This is a genomic window from Aquimarina sp. TRL1, from assembly GCF_013365535.1.
GTDB lineage: Bacteria > Bacteroidota > Bacteroidia > Flavobacteriales > Flavobacteriaceae > Aquimarina > Aquimarina hainanensis.
The window spans coordinates 1654409-1675195 of sequence record NZ_CP053590.1; the positions used below are offsets into that span (position 1 = coordinate 1654409).

Annotated in this window: 14 protein-coding genes; 7 read left to right on the forward strand and 7 right to left on the reverse strand. The window is 36.2% G+C overall.

Annotated features, from left to right (window positions below; all coding sequences use genetic code 11):
- Nucleotides 1-206: 206 nt before the first annotated feature.
- Nucleotides 207-3356, reverse strand: a complete 3150-nt coding sequence (locus HN014_RS06710) for an exodeoxyribonuclease V subunit beta (protein ID WP_176028114.1) — start codon at nucleotides 3354-3356, stop codon at nucleotides 207-209.
- A 190-nt stretch (nucleotides 3357-3546) separates the two neighbouring features.
- Between HN014_RS06710 and HN014_RS06715 the strand changes: the two genes are divergently transcribed.
- Nucleotides 3547-4155 carry a superoxide dismutase gene (locus HN014_RS06715; protein WP_176028115.1) on the forward strand — a complete coding sequence of 203 codons (609 nt, stop codon included), beginning with the start codon at nucleotides 3547-3549 and terminating at the stop codon, nucleotides 4153-4155.
- A gap of 265 nt (nucleotides 4156-4420) precedes the next feature.
- On the opposite strand, the gene HN014_RS06720 is transcribed toward HN014_RS06715, so the two are convergent.
- Together HN014_RS06720 and HN014_RS06725 are read right to left on the reverse strand one after the other, a co-directional pair.
- The gene (locus HN014_RS06720) at nucleotides 4421-6319 is read right to left on the reverse strand and encodes an amidophosphoribosyltransferase (protein ID WP_176028116.1); all 1899 of its coding nucleotides are present in this window, start codon (nucleotides 6317-6319) and stop codon (nucleotides 4421-4423) included.
- A gap of 58 nt (nucleotides 6320-6377) precedes the next feature.
- Entirely contained in the window at nucleotides 6378-7304 is a 927-nt protein-coding gene (locus HN014_RS06725; RefSeq protein ID WP_176028117.1) for a PfkB family carbohydrate kinase, read from the reverse strand.
- A 478-nt stretch (nucleotides 7305-7782) separates the two neighbouring features.
- Between HN014_RS06725 and HN014_RS06730 the strand changes: the two genes are divergently transcribed.
- Complete coding sequence (locus HN014_RS06730; protein WP_176028118.1) at nucleotides 7783-8853, forward strand: matrixin family metalloprotease; 1071 nt, start codon at nucleotides 7783-7785, stop codon at nucleotides 8851-8853.
- 130 nt (nucleotides 8854-8983) lie between these two features.
- On the opposite strand, the gene HN014_RS06735 is transcribed toward HN014_RS06730, so the two are convergent.
- Together HN014_RS06735 and purN are read right to left on the reverse strand one after the other, a co-directional pair.
- Nucleotides 8984-9619, reverse strand: a complete 636-nt coding sequence (locus HN014_RS06735) for a viroplasmin family protein (RefSeq protein WP_176028119.1) — start codon at nucleotides 9617-9619, stop codon at nucleotides 8984-8986.
- A 6-nt stretch (nucleotides 9620-9625) separates the two neighbouring features.
- Nucleotides 9626-10201, reverse strand: coding sequence for a phosphoribosylglycinamide formyltransferase (gene purN / locus HN014_RS06740; protein ID WP_176028120.1), 576 nt, complete (start codon nucleotides 10199-10201; stop codon nucleotides 9626-9628).
- Between the two features lie 184 nt (nucleotides 10202-10385).
- Between purN and HN014_RS06745 the strand changes: the two genes are divergently transcribed.
- From HN014_RS06745 to pyk, 5 genes are all read left to right on the forward strand, one after another.
- Entirely contained in the window at nucleotides 10386-10622 is a 237-nt protein-coding gene (locus HN014_RS06745; protein ID WP_013069791.1) for an acyl carrier protein, read from the forward strand.
- Between the two features lie 17 nt (nucleotides 10623-10639).
- Nucleotides 10640-11893, forward strand: a complete 1254-nt coding sequence (gene fabF / locus HN014_RS06750; protein WP_176028121.1) for a beta-ketoacyl-ACP synthase II — start codon at nucleotides 10640-10642, stop codon at nucleotides 11891-11893.
- A gap of 3 nt (nucleotides 11894-11896) precedes the next feature.
- Nucleotides 11897-12637 carry a ribonuclease III gene (gene rnc, locus HN014_RS06755; protein ID WP_176028122.1) on the forward strand — a complete coding sequence of 247 codons (741 nt, stop codon included), beginning with the start codon at nucleotides 11897-11899 and terminating at the stop codon, nucleotides 12635-12637.
- A 162-nt stretch (nucleotides 12638-12799) separates the two neighbouring features.
- Nucleotides 12800-13291, forward strand: a complete 492-nt coding sequence (locus HN014_RS06760; RefSeq protein WP_176028123.1) for an IPExxxVDY family protein — start codon at nucleotides 12800-12802, stop codon at nucleotides 13289-13291.
- Nucleotides 13291-14718, forward strand: a complete 1428-nt coding sequence (gene pyk, locus HN014_RS06765) for a pyruvate kinase (RefSeq protein ID WP_176028124.1) — start codon at nucleotides 13291-13293, stop codon at nucleotides 14716-14718. The genes HN014_RS06760 and pyk overlap by 1 nt, the downstream gene beginning before the upstream one ends.
- 89 nt (nucleotides 14719-14807) lie before the next feature.
- On the opposite strand, the gene HN014_RS06770 is transcribed toward pyk, so the two are convergent.
- Both HN014_RS06770 and HN014_RS06775 read right to left on the reverse strand, forming a co-directional pair.
- A complete protein-coding gene (locus HN014_RS06770; protein WP_176028125.1) occupies nucleotides 14808-19412 on the reverse strand; it encodes a DUF5689 domain-containing protein in 4605 nt (1534 codons plus the stop codon).
- Between the two features lie 402 nt (nucleotides 19413-19814).
- A complete protein-coding gene (locus tag HN014_RS06775; protein WP_176028126.1) occupies nucleotides 19815-20783 on the reverse strand; it encodes an endonuclease in 969 nt (322 codons plus the stop codon).
- Nucleotides 20784-20787 lie beyond the last annotated feature (4 nt).

Below are 20787 nucleotides of genomic sequence, written 5' to 3' on the forward strand. Positions count from 1 at the left end.
TTTTTTCCTAACATATCAGTATTCATCAATGCTTACAGGTTTTTTTATATCGGTAATTTGTTTTTTTAAACCCCTGTAAACTTGATAATTTTAGCTCCAAGAGATAAAACCAATCGTTATTATCCTTGTTAATAATCCTACAATTATAAGACAAAATTCTCTTTTACACCTAATTTTCTACCAGGAATTACCCAAATAATCGTTGTTTATACATATTTTAGGGTGATTGACTCATTAACATATATCAATACTCTTTCATATAAAAAGTATCCTAATTCTTCTATAAGCTGTCCATATTCATATACTTGTTCTGCGTGCGTACTATAAAACCCTCCGGTTTTATAATCGATAATTGTCGCTCGGTTGTTCGCATCAATTACTACTCTATCGGGTCGATACTCTCTTCCTCCAGACATAATACTCCGTTCGTTTAATACTGTATTTCCTTTTTGGAAATAAGGTAAGACTCCGGGATGCATTATTATCCTTATCAATTCATCCTGTATAATTGATTTTTCCTTTTCTCCGATCTCTCCATGTAAATATGCTTTCGTTATGACGTCTTCTACATCTTCTTTGGTTTGTATTCTGGACATCAATTCATGTAATAACGTTCCTTTTTCCTGGGCTTCTTTCTGGCTGGTATCCCATAATTTTCCTGCATTGGTAACTATAGAGATTTCATGCTTTTTAAAAACAGGGTCAAAACCGTGTAGCGTCACTTTTTCTGTATCGGTTTTTTCTTCTTCTTTGGATGCTGTTTTCTCAAAAACACCAAATCCATATTCTAATCGTGCTTCATTCCATTCTCCAATATGCTGTAAATAGGCAATTAACTTTCCCGAAATTTTATTGGGATTGTGCATTCCTTTTGTGTTTAGCTCTAGTTTGGAAACGACATATAATTGTTGCTCAGCTCTTGTCATCGCTACATAAAAGACATTAAATGCATCCAGTTCTAGCTGAGATTTTCTTTCTTCCACTATTTCTTTTCCTGTGGTTCCATATATTTCAATATCCTTATTATAGTTAATCAACACCTCATCAAAATCTCCTGTTTGTTCTTTTTCTACCGGGAACCATGTTTTAGGCTCTATTTCTCTATAAAAATCTGTATTTGCAAACGGGTAGATAACACAGGGAAACTCCAATCCTTTGGATTTATGAATCGTCATAATTGTTACAGCTTCTTCTCCCTCTGGAGCTATGATACTAATTGTATCTTTTTTTACTTCCCAATAGGTTAAAAAACCAAGCAATCCTTCTGTATTTTTTTGAGTAAAACTAAAGACTATATCCAGAAAAAACTGAACATATGCCGGTGCATTATTTCCTAGCGAGAAACACCTTATTATATATTCAACAGCTTCATACAGGGGTTTTATTCCTATATATTCAAAATCAAAATAAATTCCCAAACCCTGTAGCTCCTTACTAAAGCTTATACGATCAGAAAAAACATGTTTTTCTAAAAATGCATGTGTATTTGATACCCCATATGCTGATATGATAAAGTGAAGGATCTTTGTTTTGGTTATAAAATCCTTTGGATATACATACCATATTAACAAGTTTACAATAAACTGTACTTCGGTAGCTTTATTAATAAGAAGGGTTTCTGAAGAAATGATAGGAATATCTTTTTCGGTCAGGTAATCTGCTATAGACACTCCTTCTTTTTGCCTTCTGGTCAAAATACAAATATCATTTAATGAATACCCCTTTTCTACAAGTTCACTTACGATAGCATATGTTCTTTCTGCATAGGCAATATGTTCTTCTTCTATATTTTTTGCTTCGACAAAAGAAACATTAACATACCCTCCTTTTTTTGTGTTTACTTCTTGTTGATTTCCTGTTAGATACAATTCTTTATGCTTCAGGTTGCTAAAATCATTTGACAAGAAGGTAAACAAGTTATTATTAAACAGAATGACCTCTTTATGACTTCTGTAGTTCCTGGGAAGGTTCATCACCTCCTTTTCTTCTATAGAAAAAGGGTTCTTCTCCAAAGATAGCTCTATAAACTGTTCTGCTTTCCCTCCTCTCCATCTATATATAGCTTGTTTTGCATCCCCTACCACTGTAAGACTTCCTCTTTTACCATCTAGGGTTTCTGAAGATAGCGCATTATCGATTAAGGGAATCAGATTGTTCCATTGCATTTCTGAAGTATCCTGAAACTCATCTATAAAATAGTCCCGATATCGCTCTCCCAGGCGTTCATATATAAATGGTGCCGGCTGATCCTGAATTGCTTCACTAATGATAGTATTAAATTCTGAAATAAGAAGGATTCGTCTTTCTTTTTTTATTTCCTGCAGTTCCTTATGAATTGCATTCAACACGGATAATGGGGTTAGGTTTTTTATGATTTTATCAAACAAACTTGCTTTAATAATCATATTCTTAGTCTCTAAAAAGCACTGTTCTATCTCTGGTCTTATCTCATCGATCAAGTCTTTTTTTACCGCATCTAATTTTGCCCCATAAAAAGGAGTTGTGTCTATCGTTTGTTTCCAGGAAGCATTAAAATCCGGCGAGATATCCCCTGCGGCAAGTTTTTCAAAATATTTAGGTACCGATCCTCTTAAAAAATCTTTCTGATCTAAACCGATGTCTTGTATACGGGTATTTATTTTTTTTGCCTGCGAAATAATTACTTCTTTATATTCCAGGTATTTTTTTTGTAATTCCTTTTTATACGTATCAAAATCCGAAGCACTCTTTTGAGATAGTTTTTGCAGATGTTTTCTATCATTTTCTGAAAATAACAGTCTTGCTATTTTGTTTAGTTCCAGTGTTACATCCCAGCTTTTATCTTCCTCCATTTTCCCAAAAGCAAACTCTACTATTACTTTTGTCAACTCTTTATCTTCCCCTACTTTAGCAACTACAGCATCAACAGCTTCTTCTATCAACACCTCTGTATCCATTTCTATTTCAAAATTCATAGGAATTCCCAAATCATGAGAGAAGGTTCTGATAACTCTATGTGTAAATGTATCTATGGTTACAATATCAAAAGCTGCATAATTATGAAGAATACTCTCTAGTATTTTTCGTGCTTTTTTCTTCAAGGTATTAGGGGAACTGCTTATTTCTTTTGCTATATCTTCCAAAAGCAACTGATAATCAGAAGAAGGAGTAGGTTCACTAATTCCTATTAAACTTTCCAATACTCTGGTTTTCATTTCTGCAACCGCCTTATTCGTAAAAGTAATCGCTAAAATATTTCTGTAACCATCATTGAATGCTCCGGTAAGTAATGTCATTAAGTACGCTTTTACCAATGTATATGTCTTTCCGGCACCGGCAGCAGCATTATATATTACAAAAGGATATCGGTTATTCACGTATCTGTGTTTTTAAAACGTATAACAAAAAAAGTTTCGCCACCAAATCTAGTGTTTTAGCTATAAATAAAACTTATTTATATATATCTAGTACTTTTAATTAATTTATAACGCCAATTTGTTTTTATTAACCTTGCTAATTCCTAAATTTGGGATCATTTTTCATTTTATTAACTAAAAAAGATAGACTATGTCATTCGAATTACCAAAATTAGACTACGCTTTTGATGCGTTAGAACCTCATATAGATGCACGTACGATGGAAATTCACCATGATAAACATCACGCAGGGTATACTAATAAATTAAACGCTGCTATATCTGGAACAGACCTAGAGGGAAAAACTATTGAAAACATTCTTATCAATTTAGACCTGTCTAATGGAGCCGTAAGAAATAACGGAGGAGGATATTACAATCATAGTTTATTCTGGAAAATTATGTCTCCAAACGGAGGAGGAAAACCAAGTGGTGAGTTAGAAGAAGCTATCAACAAGTCTTTTGGTTCATTTGAAGCTTTTAAAGATGCTTTCTCTTCAGCTGCTGCAGGACAATTTGGTTCTGGATGGGCTTGGTTATGTGTCAGAGAAGGTGGAGAATTAGAAGTTTGCGGAACTCCTAATCAGGACAATCCATTAATGCCTAATGTTGGGTGCAGCGGAACTCCTATTTTAGGCCTTGATGTTTGGGAACATGCATACTACCTTAACTACCAAAATAAAAGACCAGATTATATCGCTGCATTTTTTAATGTAATTGACTGGAATGAAGTATCAAAAAGATTTGCTCAGAACAAGTAATATCTGAATATTATAAAGCAAAAAAGAGGAGTGCAATACTCCTCTTTTTTTATATCTATTTTTTTGAAATCGCTGTAAAATAAAAAAAGGTGGATGAACCACCTTTTTTTGCCCCAAATCTACCATGAACTTAACCTACTTATGCTATGGCTCTGCTAATATAGAGCGTTATTTCCTACTTAAAAAATATTTTAGACAAACGGCTAAAATACTTGTTGAACTACACAATTTTATGTAATTTAAGCGCAAATCAACTTATATTTTTTTAATAAGCTCTTTCATTTTTACCTTCATAAAAGTTTATAAAAGCCTTATTTACAACTCTATTTCCTCCTGGGGTTGGATAATCTCCGGTAAAATACCAGTCTCCTAAATTCTTAGGACATGCCTCGTGAAGCTTCTCTACCGTCTGAAAAATTATCTTTACTTCGGCTTTTACCGTACTATCACTTAACATTTCAGCGATTTTATCACTTATTTCCTGATCCGAAAATGAATTGTAAATCTTAGTCACGTGATTCTTCACTTCTTCATCTGGTAAGTTCTCCTGCTCTTTACATTGTTCATATACCTGCTCAACTAAATCGTAGTTTCCGTTTTCTTTTAATAATTCGATAGCTGCCTTAAAAGCTATCAGCCCTTCCATTCTTGCCATATCAATTCCATAGCAATCCGGATAACGAATTTGTGGAGCAGAAGAAACAATAATTATTTTTTTTGGATTTAGCCTGTCGAGCATCTTAATAATACTCTTCTTTAGTGTAGTCCCTCTAACAATACTATCATCGATAACTACCAGATTATCTTCTGACTTTACTACTCCATAGGTAACATCGTATACATGAGCTACCAGATCATCTCTGCTGCTGTCTTCTGTAATAAATGTTCTGAGTTTCGCGTCTTTTATTGCTATTTTTTCTGTTCTCAGTCGATGAGATAGAATTTCTTTGAGTCGTTCATTCGTCAACCCTTCTTTTTCTTTAAGGATCGTCTCGTTCTTTTGCTTATTCAATTCATCCTGCGCTGCTTCTACTAATCCGTAAAAAGAAGTTTCTGCTGTATTAGGGATAAAAGAGAACACGGTATTAAGCGTATCGTGATTTATCTCTTTTAACACCTGAGGCATCAATAATTTCCCTAGTTTTTTACGCTCTTCATATATTTCGGCATCACTTCCTCTCGAAAAATAAATTCGCTCAAAGGAACAGGCTTTTCGTTCTCTAGGCTCTATAATCTTCTTTATAGAAGTTTCTCCGCTTTTCTTTATAATAATTGCTTTTCCCGGATCCAGCTCTATTACTTTTTCAAACGGCACATTAAAAACAGTCTGTATTACAGGGCGTTCTGAAGCGACTACTACCACTTCATCATCCTTATAATAGTATGCTGGTCTAATTCCAGAAGGATCTCTTAGTACAAAAGCATCTCCATGCCCAAGCATACCGGCCATTGCATATCCACCATCCCAGTCTTTGGAAGATTTCTTCAGAATCTTTGCTACATTAAGACGCTCTACTATCTGTGGGGAAGCATCTACTTTGCTAAATCCTTCTTTCTTTAATTTCTTATATAGTTTTGCAACTTCAGAATCCAGGAAGTGTCCTATTTTCTCCATCACCGTTACAGTATCCACATGATCTTTGGGATGCTGACCTAATCGAACCAGGTTCTTAAACAGCTCATGATTATTCGTCATATTAAAATTCCCGGCTACAATAAGGTTTCTATGCATCCAGTTATTCTGCCTCAGAAACGGGTGTACACTTTCTACACTATTTTTCCCAAAAGTTCCATATCGTACATGTCCAAGAAACACTTCTCCTATATATGGAATGTTCTTTTTTTGCAGCGCTACATCATTTGTATATTCGGGATTTGCTGTAAGCTCTTTGTTTATTCGTTCATTAACCTGAGAAAAAATATCCTGTATAGGCATTGATTGACAAGAACGAACTCTGCTTATATAGCGCTCTCCCGGGGACATATCCAATTTGATACTCGCTAAACCGGCTCCATCCTGACCACGGTTATGTTGTTTTTCCATCATCAGGTACATTTTATTTACTCCATAAAATGCACTACCATACTTTTCTTTGTAGTATTCTAACGGCTTTAGAAGTCTAACTAATGCAATTCCGCATTCGTGTTTTAAAGCATCACTCATTGTATTCCTATTTCTAGTTGTTGTGTTTGTTATATTGCTCCTTACTTTCTATAAGGGATTATGCTAATTCTATTTCGAACTGCGTCAATTCTCTAAATTGCTGCAATCTTTGATAAACTTCTACCTTATCGAGGTTTTGAATTCTTTCTGTTCCGAATTTCTCTACACAAAACGAAGCTAAATTTGATCCGTGTATCACTGCTTTTTTCATATTATCAAAAGAAACATCTTCTGTTTTGGCTAAATATCCTGAGAACCCTCCTGCAAATGTATCTCCTGCTCCTGTTGGATCAAACACTTCTTCTAATGGTAATGCCGGTGCGAAGAACACCTGTTCCTTATGGAATAATAATGCTCCATGCTCTCCTTTTTTAATTACGATATACTTAGGACCCATTTCTGCAATTACTCTTGCTGCTCTTACTAAAGAATATTCTCCACTCAACTGTCTCGCTTCTTCATCATTGATTGTAATTACATCAACTCGGGCAATTACTTTTTTTAAGTCTTCCAATGCATTATCCATCCAAAAATTCATTGTGTCCAGTATCGCTAACTTTGGCTTTGCAGTAAGCTGATCTAAAACACTTAACTGAACCAACGGGTGTAGATTACCTAACATGACAATTTCCGAATCTTTATATGTATCAGGAACAACCGGATTAAAATCTGCTAATACATTCAATTGGGTTTCCAGCGTATCTCTGGAATTTAAATCATTATGATATTTTCCTCTCCAGAAAAAAGTTTTTCCCCCTTTTACTACTTCAATAGCAGAGGTGTCAATATCTTTTTTCTGAAACATCTCTATATATTCACTTGGAAAGTCTTCTCCTACTACAGATACAATTGCAGAAGAAGTATTAAAATAAGAGGCAGACAATCCTATATAAGTCCCTGCTCCTCCTAAAATTTTATCGGTTTTACCAAAAGGTGTTTCGATAGCGTCAAAAGCTACACTTCCTACGATAAGTAATTTACTCATAAAAACAGCCGTTATTTTTTTTGCAAATATACGTTTTACTTTTCAGTAGGAAAGCGATTTGCTTACAAGCTTACCTCCCTTGAAAATCAACCAATATCAACTCTAGCATTTTAGTGTACTATTCAGATGTCTGATGCTATATTATTTTTAATCATTCTACTTTAAAAAAGACATTATTCTTTTCTTTTCGAATAGTTTTTCTACTCAATAATCAACCTGAAATTTCTTCGACACTTGCATCGAAAGTAGTTTTTTTGTCAAAAATTCCCGCTTTATATATTTTTTGAGTCAAAAAATAATTTAAAACTTCTTTTTACCCTAAAAGCATTGTTTTATAAGGGTTTTACCTTATTTAATTCTTACAAGAATCAGACAAAAACAAGCATAAATGTTAATTTTTGAACGAAAAAAATGCTTTTTTCTTAAATTTTTCATAAAATTTTTACGTTATTTGTAGGAACACAAACTTTCAATAATTATGAAAAAATTAAAATTAACTAAACTAGCTTTAGTTACTTCCCTGTCTATTTTATTCTTTAACTGTGAAAAGGATACAGAAGCTGTATTTGAAGATAATTCTATTGACAGCTCTAAAAATGCTCATGTTTGTATTGCTAAATGGGATGCTCCTGGAAACGGGAAAGCAGCCAGTGTAAAAGCAAAACAATGGCAACCTGGTCAAACTATTCGTGTAAAGTTCTTAAATGGAAGCAATTATGTTCAGTCCAAAGTACGACAATATGCCGTAGAATGGGAGAAATATGCCAACCTAAAGTTTCAATGGGTTTCTTCTAATAGTAGTGCGAACATTAAAATTGGTTTTAGAGAAGGGCAATTTGCTAACGAAACCGGTTCTTGGTCTTATTTAGGAACTGACTCTAATGATCATGCGCACAGTATGCATTTTGGATGGTTTAATGACTCTACTTCTGATACAGAATTTAGACGAACTACTATTCATGAATTTGGACATGCACTTGGATTAATCCACGAACACCAAAACCCTGTTGCAGGAATCAACTGGGATAAAGAAGCTGTATATGCTTACTATGCGGGACCACCAAACAACTGGTCAAGAGCACAAGTTGATCATAACCTTTTCAGACGTTATGAAGCAAATATTAGTAACTATAGTCAGTACGATCCTTTATCTATTATGCATTACCCTATTCCTGCTGAACACACTTTGGACAGAGTAGCCGTAGGTTCTAATACTCGTCTATCACAAACAGACAAAGCATTTATCGGTAGCATATACCCATTTCCTGATACTGGAGGAGATATTTGCGATGGTGTAGAAGAGTATAACGGAAACAGATCTTACAATGTAGGTGATAAAGTAACCTATAGAGGAACACTATATCAAAGAACAAGTAGCGGATGGAATAATCTTGGTCAATGTGGAACTGTGAGTAATGATCCTTGTGCAGGTGTAGAAGAGTATAACGGAAACAGATCATACAATGTAGGTGATAAAGTAACCTATAGAGGAACACTATACCAAAGAACAGTTAGTGGATGGAATAACCTTGGTGCATGTGGTAGCTAATAAAAAGCATTCATGTATCTGGATTATTTTAATACGCCAGATTAAAAAATCTTATTATTCATAAAAAAAGCTCCGGCATATCACCGGAGCTTTTTATTTCTATCTTTATTGTACGTCAGAAATCAACTAGTTATTTTCGTCCAAAATCTGCCGGAATTTCTCCCCAGACTTTTGTTTCCCATTTTACAATCGTAGTTGTATAGGTATTCGTCTTTAACCATTGAATTGCTCTATCCACCAAAGTAAACATCTCTTGGTTTCTCGATGTTCTTTTCAGGCTTGTTTTGCATTGTTTTTTTCGTACCCAGCCCATTGCTATTTTAGAATCTGTATATAAGATACGATCACTTCCTTTCTTTTTCAGATACGCCAGCCCATGTACCAATGCAAGAAACTCTCCTATATTATTAGTCCCCTCATTAAAAGGTCCCTGATGAAAAAGCTGTTCTTTTGTTTGTGTATCCACTCCTCTATATTCCATCTTACCCGGATTGCCACTAGACGCTGCATCCACAGCAATAGAATATAAATCAGGTTCTCCTATACGGTCTATAAGATCCTGAGAAAGCACCTTTTTAGTCTTGGTTCCTTTATAATCCTCATAAACACCTTTATAAGCTTCTTTTGCCAAATCAAAAGACTCAAACGATTTATACTTGGCATTTGCATATCCATTGATCATGGCTTTGCAATCATCCCATGTCATATAAATACCTGGACGGTGCCCTTCCCAGACCACATAAAACTTTTCTTTTTTTTTAGCCATTTTGTTTTATGCTTCTACTGAGAAAAGAAGATTCTCTATCACTTCGGGAAAATGTTTGTATTCTAATTGATGTACTGACATCGCTACATCTTCTGGAGTGTCCCCCTCTTGTACCGGGGTTGTTGCCTGAAATATAATTGCTCCTTCGTCATAAAACTCATTGACATAATGAATGGTAATTCCAGTTTCCTGCTCCTTATTATCTACTACAGCTTTATGTACATGACTTCCATACATTCCTTTTCCTCCATATTTAGGCAAGAGCGCAGGATGAATATTAATCACTTTATTAGTAAAAGCATCAATAATATTCTTAGGAAAAATCCATAAAAACCCGGCTAAAACAATCATATCAGGTTTAGCATCATTCAGGATTCGCAGTACTTCATTGGAGTTATAAAATGAATCTCTATCAAAGTGCAGGGCTTTTACGCCAAGCCTGTGCGCTCTTTGAAGTACTTTGGCTCGTTGGTTATTAGAAAACACATGAGTAACCTCTGCGTTTTTCTTCTTTGCAAAGTATTTGATGATATTCTCGGCATTAGAACCCGATCCGGAAGCAAAAATGATAATACGCTTCATATAGTAGTTGATGATATTGATTTAAAAAATACAAAAAAAATAATTATTATTCATTCAATCACTAGCAAAAACGCAATACTTTCCTATATTTGATAAAATACAACACATTTTTATACGATTGTGGGGTTTTAAAATAAAGTTTTTTATTTTTGCCACTCAAATTAAAAAATTAAAATCAAACATTATGTCAGACATTGCATCAAGAGTAAAAGCGATAATCGTTGACAAACTAGGAGTAGACGAAAACGAAGTAGTGAACGAGGCTAGCTTCACAAACGATTTAGGCGCTGATTCATTAGACACTGTAGAACTGATTATGGAATTCGAAAAAGAATTTGATATCCAGATTCCAGACGATCAAGCTGAAAATATTGCAACAGTTGGTCAAGCAATATCTTATATTGAAGACGCAAAAAAATAATAACCTCACAACAGAATATGAATCTTAAGCGAGTTGTAGTCACAGGACTAGGTGCATTAACACCTATCGGTAACAATATTAATGAGTATTGGAATGCTTTAAAAGAAGGTAAGAGCGGGTGCGCTCCTATCACTTATTTTGATACCGAAAAATTCAAGACTAAATTTGCTTGCGAAGTCAAAAATTATATCCCAACAGATTATTTTGACAGAAAAGAAGCACGTAAACTAGATAGATTTGCACAATATGCTATTGTTTCTTCTCAAGAAGCAATACAGGATGCTGCAATCGACTTGGATAAAGTTGACAAATTTAGAGTAGGTGTGATCTGGGGAGCTGGAATCGGAGGATTAGAAACTTTTCAGGAAGAAGTTCTTGGTTACGCAAAAGGAGATGGAACACCGCGTTTTAATCCTTTCTTCATCCCTAAGATGATCGCCGATATTGCACCAGGACATATTTCTATCAGAAATGGTTTTATGGGACCTAACTATACTACTGTTTCAGCTTGTGCTTCTTCGGCTAATGCATTAATCGATGCCTTAAACTACATTCGTTTAGGACATTGTGATATCATTGTTACCGGAGGAAGTGAAGCAGCTGTAACCATTGCTGGTATGGGAGGGTTTAATGCTATGCATGCTCTATCCACAAGAAATGACAGTCCAGAAACTGCCTCCAGACCTTTTGACGCTACCAGAGATGGTTTTGTACTAGGAGAAGGTAGTGGAGCACTTATTCTTGAAGAATACGAACACGCTAAAGCACGTGGCGCTAAAATCTATGCCGAAGTGGTCGGTGGTGGTATGTCTAGTGATGCTCATCATATGACAGCCCCTCATCCCGAAGGTATCGGAGTTGAACGCGTAATGCTTAACTGTTTAAGAGATGCCGGAGTATCCCCAGAACAAGTAGATGCTATTAACACTCACGGAACTTCAACTCCTTTAGGAGATGTTGCCGAGTTAAAAGCAATTACTAAAGTTTTTGGAGATCACGCTCCGAACATCAATATCAATTCTACGAAATCTATGACAGGTCACCTGCTTGGTGCTGCCGGAGCTATTGAAGCAATTGCTTCTATTCTGGCGATGGAACACGGGGTTGTACCGCCAACCATCAATCACACTACTGCAGATGAGAACATAGATTCTTCGTTAAACCTGACCTTAAACAAAGCACAAAACCGCGAAATTAAGTATGCTATGAGTAATACTTTTGGCTTTGGTGGTCATAATGCTTGTGTATTATTAAAGAAACTAGACGAGTAATACATGAATATTATTCGAAACATATTAAATTCCCGCTCTGAAAAGAACGGGAATTTTTTTATCAGAATTCAAAAAATACTGGGATTCAAGCCTAAAAACATTGCGAATTACGAAAAAGCATTTACACATCGTTCTCTGAATCTAAAAGACAAAAAGGGAAATGCTATAAATTATGAACGGCTTGAATTTTTAGGAGACGCAATGCTCAGTAGCGTTATCGCTGCACATCTGTTCAAGGAAGTTCCCGAAGGAAACGAAGGGTACCTCACAAAAATGCGGGCAAAAGTAGTTAGTAGAAAACACCTCAATGAATTAGGAAAGGATCTAAAACTCATCGAGCTTGTCCGTACCAATATCCCCAAATCACAATTTGGAATTAACATACACGGGAACTTATTCGAAGCTTTAATCGGTGCAATCTATCTGGATAGAGGATTTGTGTATTGTGAGCGATTTATACAAGAATCCGTAATTAATCCGTATGTAGATATCGAAAGTCTGGAAGGGCAAATTATCAGCTATAAAAGCTTACTTATCGAATGGTGTCAGAAAGAAAAAAATAATTTTAATTACGAAATTTACGAAGATACCGGAAAAGACGAAATCCGACATTTTGCAGTTAAACTGTGGATTGATGAAAAAGTAGTTGCCAAAGCAAGGGCAACCTCTAAAAAGAAAGCAGAAGAAAAAGCCTCTAAAAGAGCATACTTTGCCCTTCAATCCAAAATTAACTCTCAAAAATAACTTGCATTTTATCCTCCTGAAAAAAGCGGTTCTTCTTCAATAAATAATCGAAAAAGTAAAGATATTAACTCAATCGTTTTCGTGTAAGACTTTATATTTATTTAAAGTTAGCAGCGAGATTTATTTTGTATATTTCGGATTAATTCAGAAAACAAGTGACACGTGGCTGTTCAGCGATTAGTTTTAGATACAATAGAGGATGAGGATTATGAATTAATCGCCATTCACTCTTCTATTGCTCCTTATCGCTTAGCCTTTTTACTCAACAAAACACTGAATATCAGGCTGCATAGAAAAAAAGAAGACATCATCTTCGAATACGAAAAAATTACCGCCAGTTTTCCCTGGTATCAATACGAAGATCACTTTCAATACAGCACCTATAGTTTATTAGGTAACACCTATAAGACAAAAACAATATCACAACCTCCGATACAAGAAGGATTATTTGTTACTACTGAAGAAACCTATGTCACAAAACGATTAATTCCCGAATTAAAGAAGGTAGATTTTTTCTTAAAAATAGAGACTGAGGATTTGAGTTTTTCTACAAAATCCATCATTGCATCTCTCATACAAATACCACAGGTAATCACAGCTTATACAGTAGATTACTCCCAACTAAAATCAAAGAACAATTTAATATTCGAATAATGTCAAAACATAAAAGAACCAAAATAGTTGCTACCCTAGGTCCTGCTACCAGCAGTAAGAAGATCTTAAAACAGATGTTGGATGCCGGGGTAAATGTATTCAGGATAAACTTTTCTCATGCTAATTATGATGACATCAAAGAACGCATAAAAATGATCCGTGAACTCAATGAAAAATTTGGGTACAATGCAGCTATTCTAGGAGATTTACAAGGTCCGAAACTACGGGTCGGTGTTATGAAAGGGGATATTATTGTCAATAACGGAGATGTTATAGATTTTGTAACCGGTACTCCTTTTGAAGGAACCGCAGATAAGGTCTATATGAATTATGAGAGTTTTCCTAAAGATGTCAAAACAGGGGAACGTATTCTCTTGGATGACGGAAAACTAATCTTTGAAGTTGTATCTACCAATAAAAAAGATACTGTTACCGCAAAAGTATTACAAGGAGGACCGCTTCGTTCCAAAAAAGGAGTTAATCTCCCCAATACGAATATATCATTGCCAGCACTAACCGAAAAAGATGTAAAAGATGCCACTTTTGCTTGTAAGCAGGAAGTTGACTGGATCGCTTTATCATTTGTAAGACATGCACAAGATCTGATGGAACTTCAGGATCTTATTGCTAAAGAATCAGATTATAAAATTCCGATTATTGCTAAAATCGAGAAACCTGAGGGAGTAGAAAACATAGATAAAATTGTAGCATACTGTGATGGCTTAATGGTTGCCCGAGGAGATCTGGGAGTAGAAATTCCTGCCGAAGAGGTTCCATTAATCCAAAAGAAATTGGTTCTTAAAGCAAAAACAGCCCGAATTCCTGTAATAATTGCTACTCAGATGATGGAAACGATGATCGATAGCCTAACGCCTACCAGAGCCGAGGTAAACGATGTCGCTAACTCTGTTATGGACGGGGCGGATGCTGTCATGTTATCCGGAGAAACCTCTGTAGGAAAATATCCTGTACAGGTAATAGAAACAATGTCTAAGGTTATCCGAAGTGTAGAGAATTCTTCTCTTATTCAGGTGCCTCAAAATCCACCACATATCAGAACCAATCGTTTTATTACCAAATCGATCTGCTATCATGCAGCTCATATGGCGAATGATATCGAAGCTAAAGCTATTTCTACATTGACCAATAGTGGATATACTGCTTTTCAGATTTCTGCCTGGAGACCCGATGCAGAGATTCTCGTTTTTACCAGTAATAAGAGAATCCTTTCTCAGCTCAGCTTGTTATGGGGAGTAAAGGTTTTCTATTATGATAAATATGTAACTACAGATGAAACTGTAGAAGACGTAAATAATCTGGCTAAAGAAAAAGGGTTTGTACAAAAAGGAGATATGCTTATTAATTTAGTAGCCATGCCTATCTCGGAAAAAGGGATGGTAAACACCCTGCGAGTTTCTTTGATATAAGAAAGAAGTTCTATACTTATTTTTATAATTTACAAAAAAAAGGAGAAGCGAATATCGCTTCTCCTTTTCTCTTTATCGCGTGAATTAAATTAACGCTTGATTAATTTCTCTTTATATGAGAATATGTTTTTATCATCAACTACAGAAACAATGTAGGTACCTGTTGCATACGCTTGTGTATCAAGCTGCACCTTTGTTGTTCCTTTTGTCAACACCTCTTCTTTGCTGTAGATTACTTTGCCAGTAAGGTCAGAAATCACTACCATTACTGTTGCTTGTGTTATCGTTTTAAAAGAAAGAGTCAACTGATGCTGTACAGGGTTCGGAGCGATTGTGACATTCGTTTCTTCTAAGGCGATTTCTTCTGTCAGCAATTCACTGGCAAATAATGATTCCGACTTTGTTTGTGTCATTGGAGCAGCTTTACTTTTTGCCGGTACAGTATCCAGGCATGCAATTGCATCCAGATCATACCCATCTGCAAACCATGGAAACAAGGACTTGTCACTTATATCAACTACTTTGATAAACTTAGCAGATCGCAGTTTTCCTGCTGCCAGATCAAACTCTCCATCCTGACAGGTTGTTCCAAGAGATACGAAATGATCTCCGTCTACAGAAGCAAATACCTCTGCTTTTTCTGGAAAATATTGACACGGTACATTACCAAAAAAGCCTGTCGATTCATATACCGCAAATTCATTAGCATCTTTATTATCATAAATTTCATTGGTCAACTCTATAGTGATTTCTCCTCCAAATCCGAGACTCACAAAATTAAAGTATCTGTTCTCCCTTGGTTTTCCCAAAGCTTTTTTGGGGTTACTTCTATATCGGGGAACACGACGTCCATCTTTTCTTCTTCCTTGTTTAAAGGCAGCAATGTTTCCTCCTAAACAATTATTATCTACAATAGCAGGTTCTAGTAAGAACCTTGCAGATACCGGCAGGTGGTCCGAAGTATTTCTGGCATAATCGTTATCATACACTTCATAATGTACAGATACGGAGGTATCCACATATGCATCGACCAACTCATTAGTCATCATAATATGATCAATCATATTTTCTCTAAAAACATATGAGCGAAGTCCTGCTTCACTCAATGCTGCAGAAACGATTGTATAGTTAGTAGTGTCTTTTACATAGGCATCAAAACTAGAAAGCGGAGACGAAATATCTGCCACTGTTTCATCTACATCATCATTATAATCACCTAACAACAATACATTTCTATCGGCATAATACGTATCTAGTGTATCTTTTAGTATCTCTACATCATACTTTCTCATATCATATCGATTCTGGGCATCAGTACTTCTGTTTGCCCGGGCGTGAAGTGCAATCAAATCAATCCGCTCAGTTACTCCATCTACTGTCACATCTGCTGTCATTAGAAATGGCAGCCTTCCACTAGCATAAAAGCGGGTAGGGTCACCGGGATAATCGCTAATTGCAGAAGAATCCCCTCCATTATATAATGGGTGTATCGTTCTTAATAACGCTTTGGTCTCGACTACTGATACCGTTTCTGTATTGTATACAAAACCTACTTTTTGTTTTACATCAGGAGAAGATGGATACGATACTGCATCTGACAAGACATAATCATATCCTGGTAATTGACTTACCAATTCTCCCAGTAAAACCTCATCTGCAATTTCCTGTACAGCATATACATCTGCCTGTAGTTTTCTAAAAACCAAAGCAGTACTATCTCGCTGAATCTGATCTGATAATGGATTGGTTCCTACCGGGGAGTTATTTTCATCTCCAAACCATTCGATATTCCAGGTGACTACATCAAAAGTACTCTCTTTGGGAATTCCAATAGTATCCCCTGGAGGAATATATGTTTCTGCACAAGGTATATCTGTTTTTTGTCTCGGTAACAATTGATAAAATTCTCTAAAGCGACCGACTACTCCAATGACCTCCGTGCAGAAACTTGGCTGTGCCAAACCTACAATGGTTGCTACATCATTATCAATTCGCAGGGCTCCGGTACCACTCGTATCTGTCAATGTGTAATTCGCATTCCCAAACAGGAGATCTCCTGGATTAGGAAATGTCGGATTTACAATTTTTACTAATTGTCCGGCATGTGCCTCTAAAGTGGCTAAAGTGATTTCTTTGGGTGTAATTTCCTCCTGAGCTCTCCCATGAGATATTACTTCTGTCACAGTTCCTAATTGAATCTGATCATTAAACACAGCTCTTGTCGCAGTTACTGTAATAGAGTCTCCTATTTTCAATGTTTCACTAGCATATAATTGCTCGTCAAAAACAGCAATTCCTCCGGTTGTATCCTGAATAAAAGCGGGACCTCTAAATTGATCTGTGGCAGTTAATATTCCTGTAATTTTTACCACACTCCCAACTGTAGCAGCTCTTGCTTCTGCAATAGAAATCAACTCTCCCGGAAGTACAATTGCATCATTGTCAACTCCTGGAGTAGGTGTTTGAAGTACAAATGCTATTGTATTTCTAGCGCCGCCAGCCCCATTGGGTATTCGCTGTAATGACTCCTGATCCTTTTTACCATTTTCATTCTCGTTTAGTTGTGGCTGCCCTTCATTTAACAATAGTAACAAAGCCGTATCATCACTATCATCTGTATCATAAACAACTGCATCTATCAGCTGATTGGTTGTTATTTCAGAACCTGTAGGAAAGCCTGTGGCCTCTCCCCTGTACAGGGCAATTGCATCTGCTCCGTTCTGCAAAGAATTCGATGGTATAATTACATCTACATTGGAGACCCCTTCATTGCCAATGACAAAATATCCAGCGGCATCAGTACTATAACCATCTAAATCAAATGCCTGATAACTAAGATCTGTATTCCCGTTATACGCCACCAAAACAAACCCATCCAGCGGGGTATTTCCTGCTCCTCCATCGTATAATTCTACAAATTCCTTTGTATCAGTCCCTTCTGTATCTGCATCCAATTCATTGATTACAAGGCTAATCACTTCAGTAGCATTGGTATTCGCTGTTCCCGGAGTGGCAATTGCCTGAGTATAGGTATTTGTATTTCTGGTTCCTCCTGTTCCATTAGGAAAACGCTGTACGGAATGTTGATTTTTATTTCCTTTGTCATCTTCATTTAACTGTGGTTGTCCTTCGTTTAATAATACCAACAAGACAATATCGTCTGCATCGTTGGTATCATATACAACTGCATCTACCAAATCTTCTGTTGTAATAGCAGCTCCATTAGAAACCGGAGTTGTTGTCTTATAGAGAGCTACAGCATCTGCTCCGTTCTGTAATGTATTATTAGGAATTTCCAATCCTACTCCGGGAACTGCAGCATTACCTATAACAAAATATCCAGTAGCAGAAGTTGTATATCCCTGTAGATTATACACCTGATAACTTTCGTCATTCGACCCATTATACAATACCATTACATACCCATCTAGCGATGTGTTTCCTACTCCTCCATCGAATAACTCTATAAATTCCCGTGTATCTGTTCCTTCTGTATCTGCATCTACCTCATTGATGAACACCAGTGCCTCATCGCTTCCGGTCACTACTTTATTTTCTTTCCCCGGAGTATTTAAAGCTTCACCAGTGGTTGCTTCTGCTGTAGGAAAGCTCGGCAGTCCTTCTCCATCAAAATCATTTCGCACCCAATCTGCAACTGTATTGGTATCTATCCCATTAGGAATTCTCGAAGCCCCTCCTACGGTAAATGAAATACCATCATATGATTTTAGTAAACTAACACTAGCGTAGTTGATATCCGTTGTTCCTCCATCATTCACTCCTATATCATCGACAATTGCTTCCCAGGGAGTAATATCTAATACCCCATCGTCATTGGTATCCAGATCTGTACCCATAGCTCCGGTAAAATTTTTAACCAGCAATAAGGTCAATGTTCCATTTTCGAAAGTATTGCTCCCAAATGCTGTTGTATAATACCCCTGCACATCTGTCATTCCTAATTGAATTACTTCATCAATAGTACCTGCTGCATTACTATCCCCTTCAATTTCTAATAGCCAGTAATTGCTTAGATCTGTAGCTGGTAATCCCAAAACCTCTACAAACTCATCGGTATCTGAGCCTGTATGATTGCAGACAAACTCGTTAATTCTTGGAGTCGTAATCGGAGCTATAAATTGCTGTGCTATATTGATTGCTCCATAGGTGTGTTCCTGGGCTTGCTGCCATGAAAAATCAGTTGCCACAGCACCTGTCCCTGATAATTGCAAAGAGAAACCGACCTGAGTACTACTCGATTCAGATACTCCTATATCTGTACTACTCATCCCGGACGCTGCTCCGTCAGTGGCTGTCATTACACCTTCATAACTAAGAAACTGTATTACCTGATCCGTATTATCTACTAACGCTATTCCATCCGGGGCTCCATTTTGTAACCCGTTGGTTGGTACTATCTGTACCTGTGTACCATAGCCGTTTTGCTGATCTGTTATAGTTTCTGTCAGTGTAATTGTATTATATACGGTCCCATTAGACCCGTTATATAGCAATATTTTCCATCCTGACAGATCCGTTCCTGCCGGTCCGGCAATCTCAATAGCTTCCTGTACATCTGTACTGGCATTGTCATAGTGTATTTCATTAATAAATACCTCTTGCGTGTATGCTTTGTAATTGCTCATTAACAGAGAAATAAACAAAGACATCACGAGTAATTTTAATTTCATCATATCTGATTTGTGTTTGTTATACCTCGTATGAATAGAAATTATCACTACAAATCATCAGGCATTAAAATCCCTGTATGAAACCGCCCTTTCTCAGTAATTTCATGCCATAATCTGATAAAAACTCCTTCTTTATCGTTTTTATAATTTGATAAAATTGTGTTTGTTGTTTTGTAATTTCAGGTCATACCAGGTGTCATTGTTAAGGCGTGGAAAGTATGCCTTTTAAGGAAAGAAAATGTTAATATTTTGTAAAAAAAATATTAATTGTACTTCTATGCCATACTAGTATTACCTGATCCCCTTGTTATTATATAAACAAAAACCCGAATGAGACAAAGGTTTATTGCTCTTTCGGGTTGAATTTATCTTACTTTATAGTAGTTTTTTCTCTTTTTTTTGCAATTAATTAAGCTTTAGCTGTAAATAGACTGGAAAATGGTCGCTATATCCCCCTTTATACCGTTTTCCTGAGTAGGTTCTAAAGGGTCTTCCTTTATGCCTTCCTTTATAAATTTTTAGAAAATCATCATCAAAAATTGCTGCTTTGGAAAAACTGTGTTTTCCTTTTTCGTATCGATGAAAATTATGTGTAAAAATAATCTGATCAAAAAGGTTCCATTGATTTCTATAATTAAGGCTTCCACTGTACTTAGTTAGTAATTGCTCCATTGGATTAAAGAGATCTTCTTGTACCAGATGTTCTTTTACACTCTCACAGGAAGGGTCATCATTAAAATCTCCCATGATGATAATTTTTGCTTCCGGATCACCTTCTCTAATTCGATCAATTACTTCTCTATTTTTTTCTGCTGCTACAATCCTTTTATCAGCCGTCGATGCTGCTCCGTCTCTTCTGGAAGGCCAATGATTGACCAAAATATGTATTTCTTCGCCATGGAGTCGTCCGGTAACCCATAAGATATCCCGGGTATAATCCCGTTCACCATTATCGTTATATACCAGTACAGTTATACTCTCGGAATGCAACAGCTCGAAATGTTCTTTCTGGTAGAGTAATCCTACATCAATCCCTCGTTCATCCGGAGAATTATAATGTACAATTCCGTAGTGTTTATTCATTAAGTGTTTTGACGCCACAAGATCCTCCAGTACTTTCCTGTTTTCAATTTCTGCTACTCCAACAATTACCGGTGCTTTTCCAGAACAAGCAAATCCGATATTCGAAATAGCGGTTCCTAATTTGGTAATTTTCTTCTCATATCGTTTTATGCTCCATCTTTTTTCTGCATCTGGTAGAAAATCATCATCCAGAGTTTTAGTATCATCAATGGTATCAAACAGGTTTTCCAGATTATAAAATGCCACTGTGTGGAGATTGGTTGCTTTCTTCTTAAAATATTTAGTTGCCATAGCA

Bases quoted from the DNA above. Each gene is read 5' to 3' on its own strand.
- HN014_RS06715 (WP_176028115.1), top strand. From the start codon at position 3,547: ATGTCATTCGAATTACCAAAATTAGACTACGCTTTTGATGCGTTAGAA.
- HN014_RS06720 (WP_176028116.1), bottom strand. From the start codon at position 6,319: ATGAGTGATGCTTTAAAACACGAATGCGGAATTGCATTAGTTAGACTT.
- HN014_RS06725 (WP_176028117.1), bottom strand. From the start codon at position 7,304: ATGAGTAAATTACTTATCGTAGGAAGTGTAGCTTTTGACGCTATCGAA.
- HN014_RS06730 (WP_176028118.1), top strand. From the start codon at position 7,783: ATGAAAAAATTAAAATTAACTAAACTAGCTTTAGTTACTTCCCTGTCT.
- HN014_RS06735 (WP_176028119.1), bottom strand. From the start codon at position 9,619: ATGGCTAAAAAAAAAGAAAAGTTTTATGTGGTCTGGGAAGGGCACCGT.
- purN (WP_176028120.1), bottom strand. From the start codon at position 10,201: ATGAAGCGTATTATCATTTTTGCTTCCGGATCGGGTTCTAATGCCGAG.
- HN014_RS06745 (WP_013069791.1), top strand. From the start codon at position 10,386: ATGTCAGACATTGCATCAAGAGTAAAAGCGATAATCGTTGACAAACTA.
- fabF (WP_176028121.1), top strand. From the start codon at position 10,640: ATGAATCTTAAGCGAGTTGTAGTCACAGGACTAGGTGCATTAACACCT.
- rnc (WP_176028122.1), top strand. From the start codon at position 11,897: ATGAATATTATTCGAAACATATTAAATTCCCGCTCTGAAAAGAACGGG.
- pyk (WP_176028124.1), top strand. From the start codon at position 13,291: ATGTCAAAACATAAAAGAACCAAAATAGTTGCTACCCTAGGTCCTGCT.
- HN014_RS06770 (WP_176028125.1), bottom strand. From the start codon at position 19,412: ATGATGAAATTAAAATTACTCGTGATGTCTTTGTTTATTTCTCTGTTA.
- HN014_RS06775 (WP_176028126.1), bottom strand. From the start codon at position 20,783: ATGGCAACTAAATATTTTAAGAAGAAAGCAACCAATCTCCACACAGTG.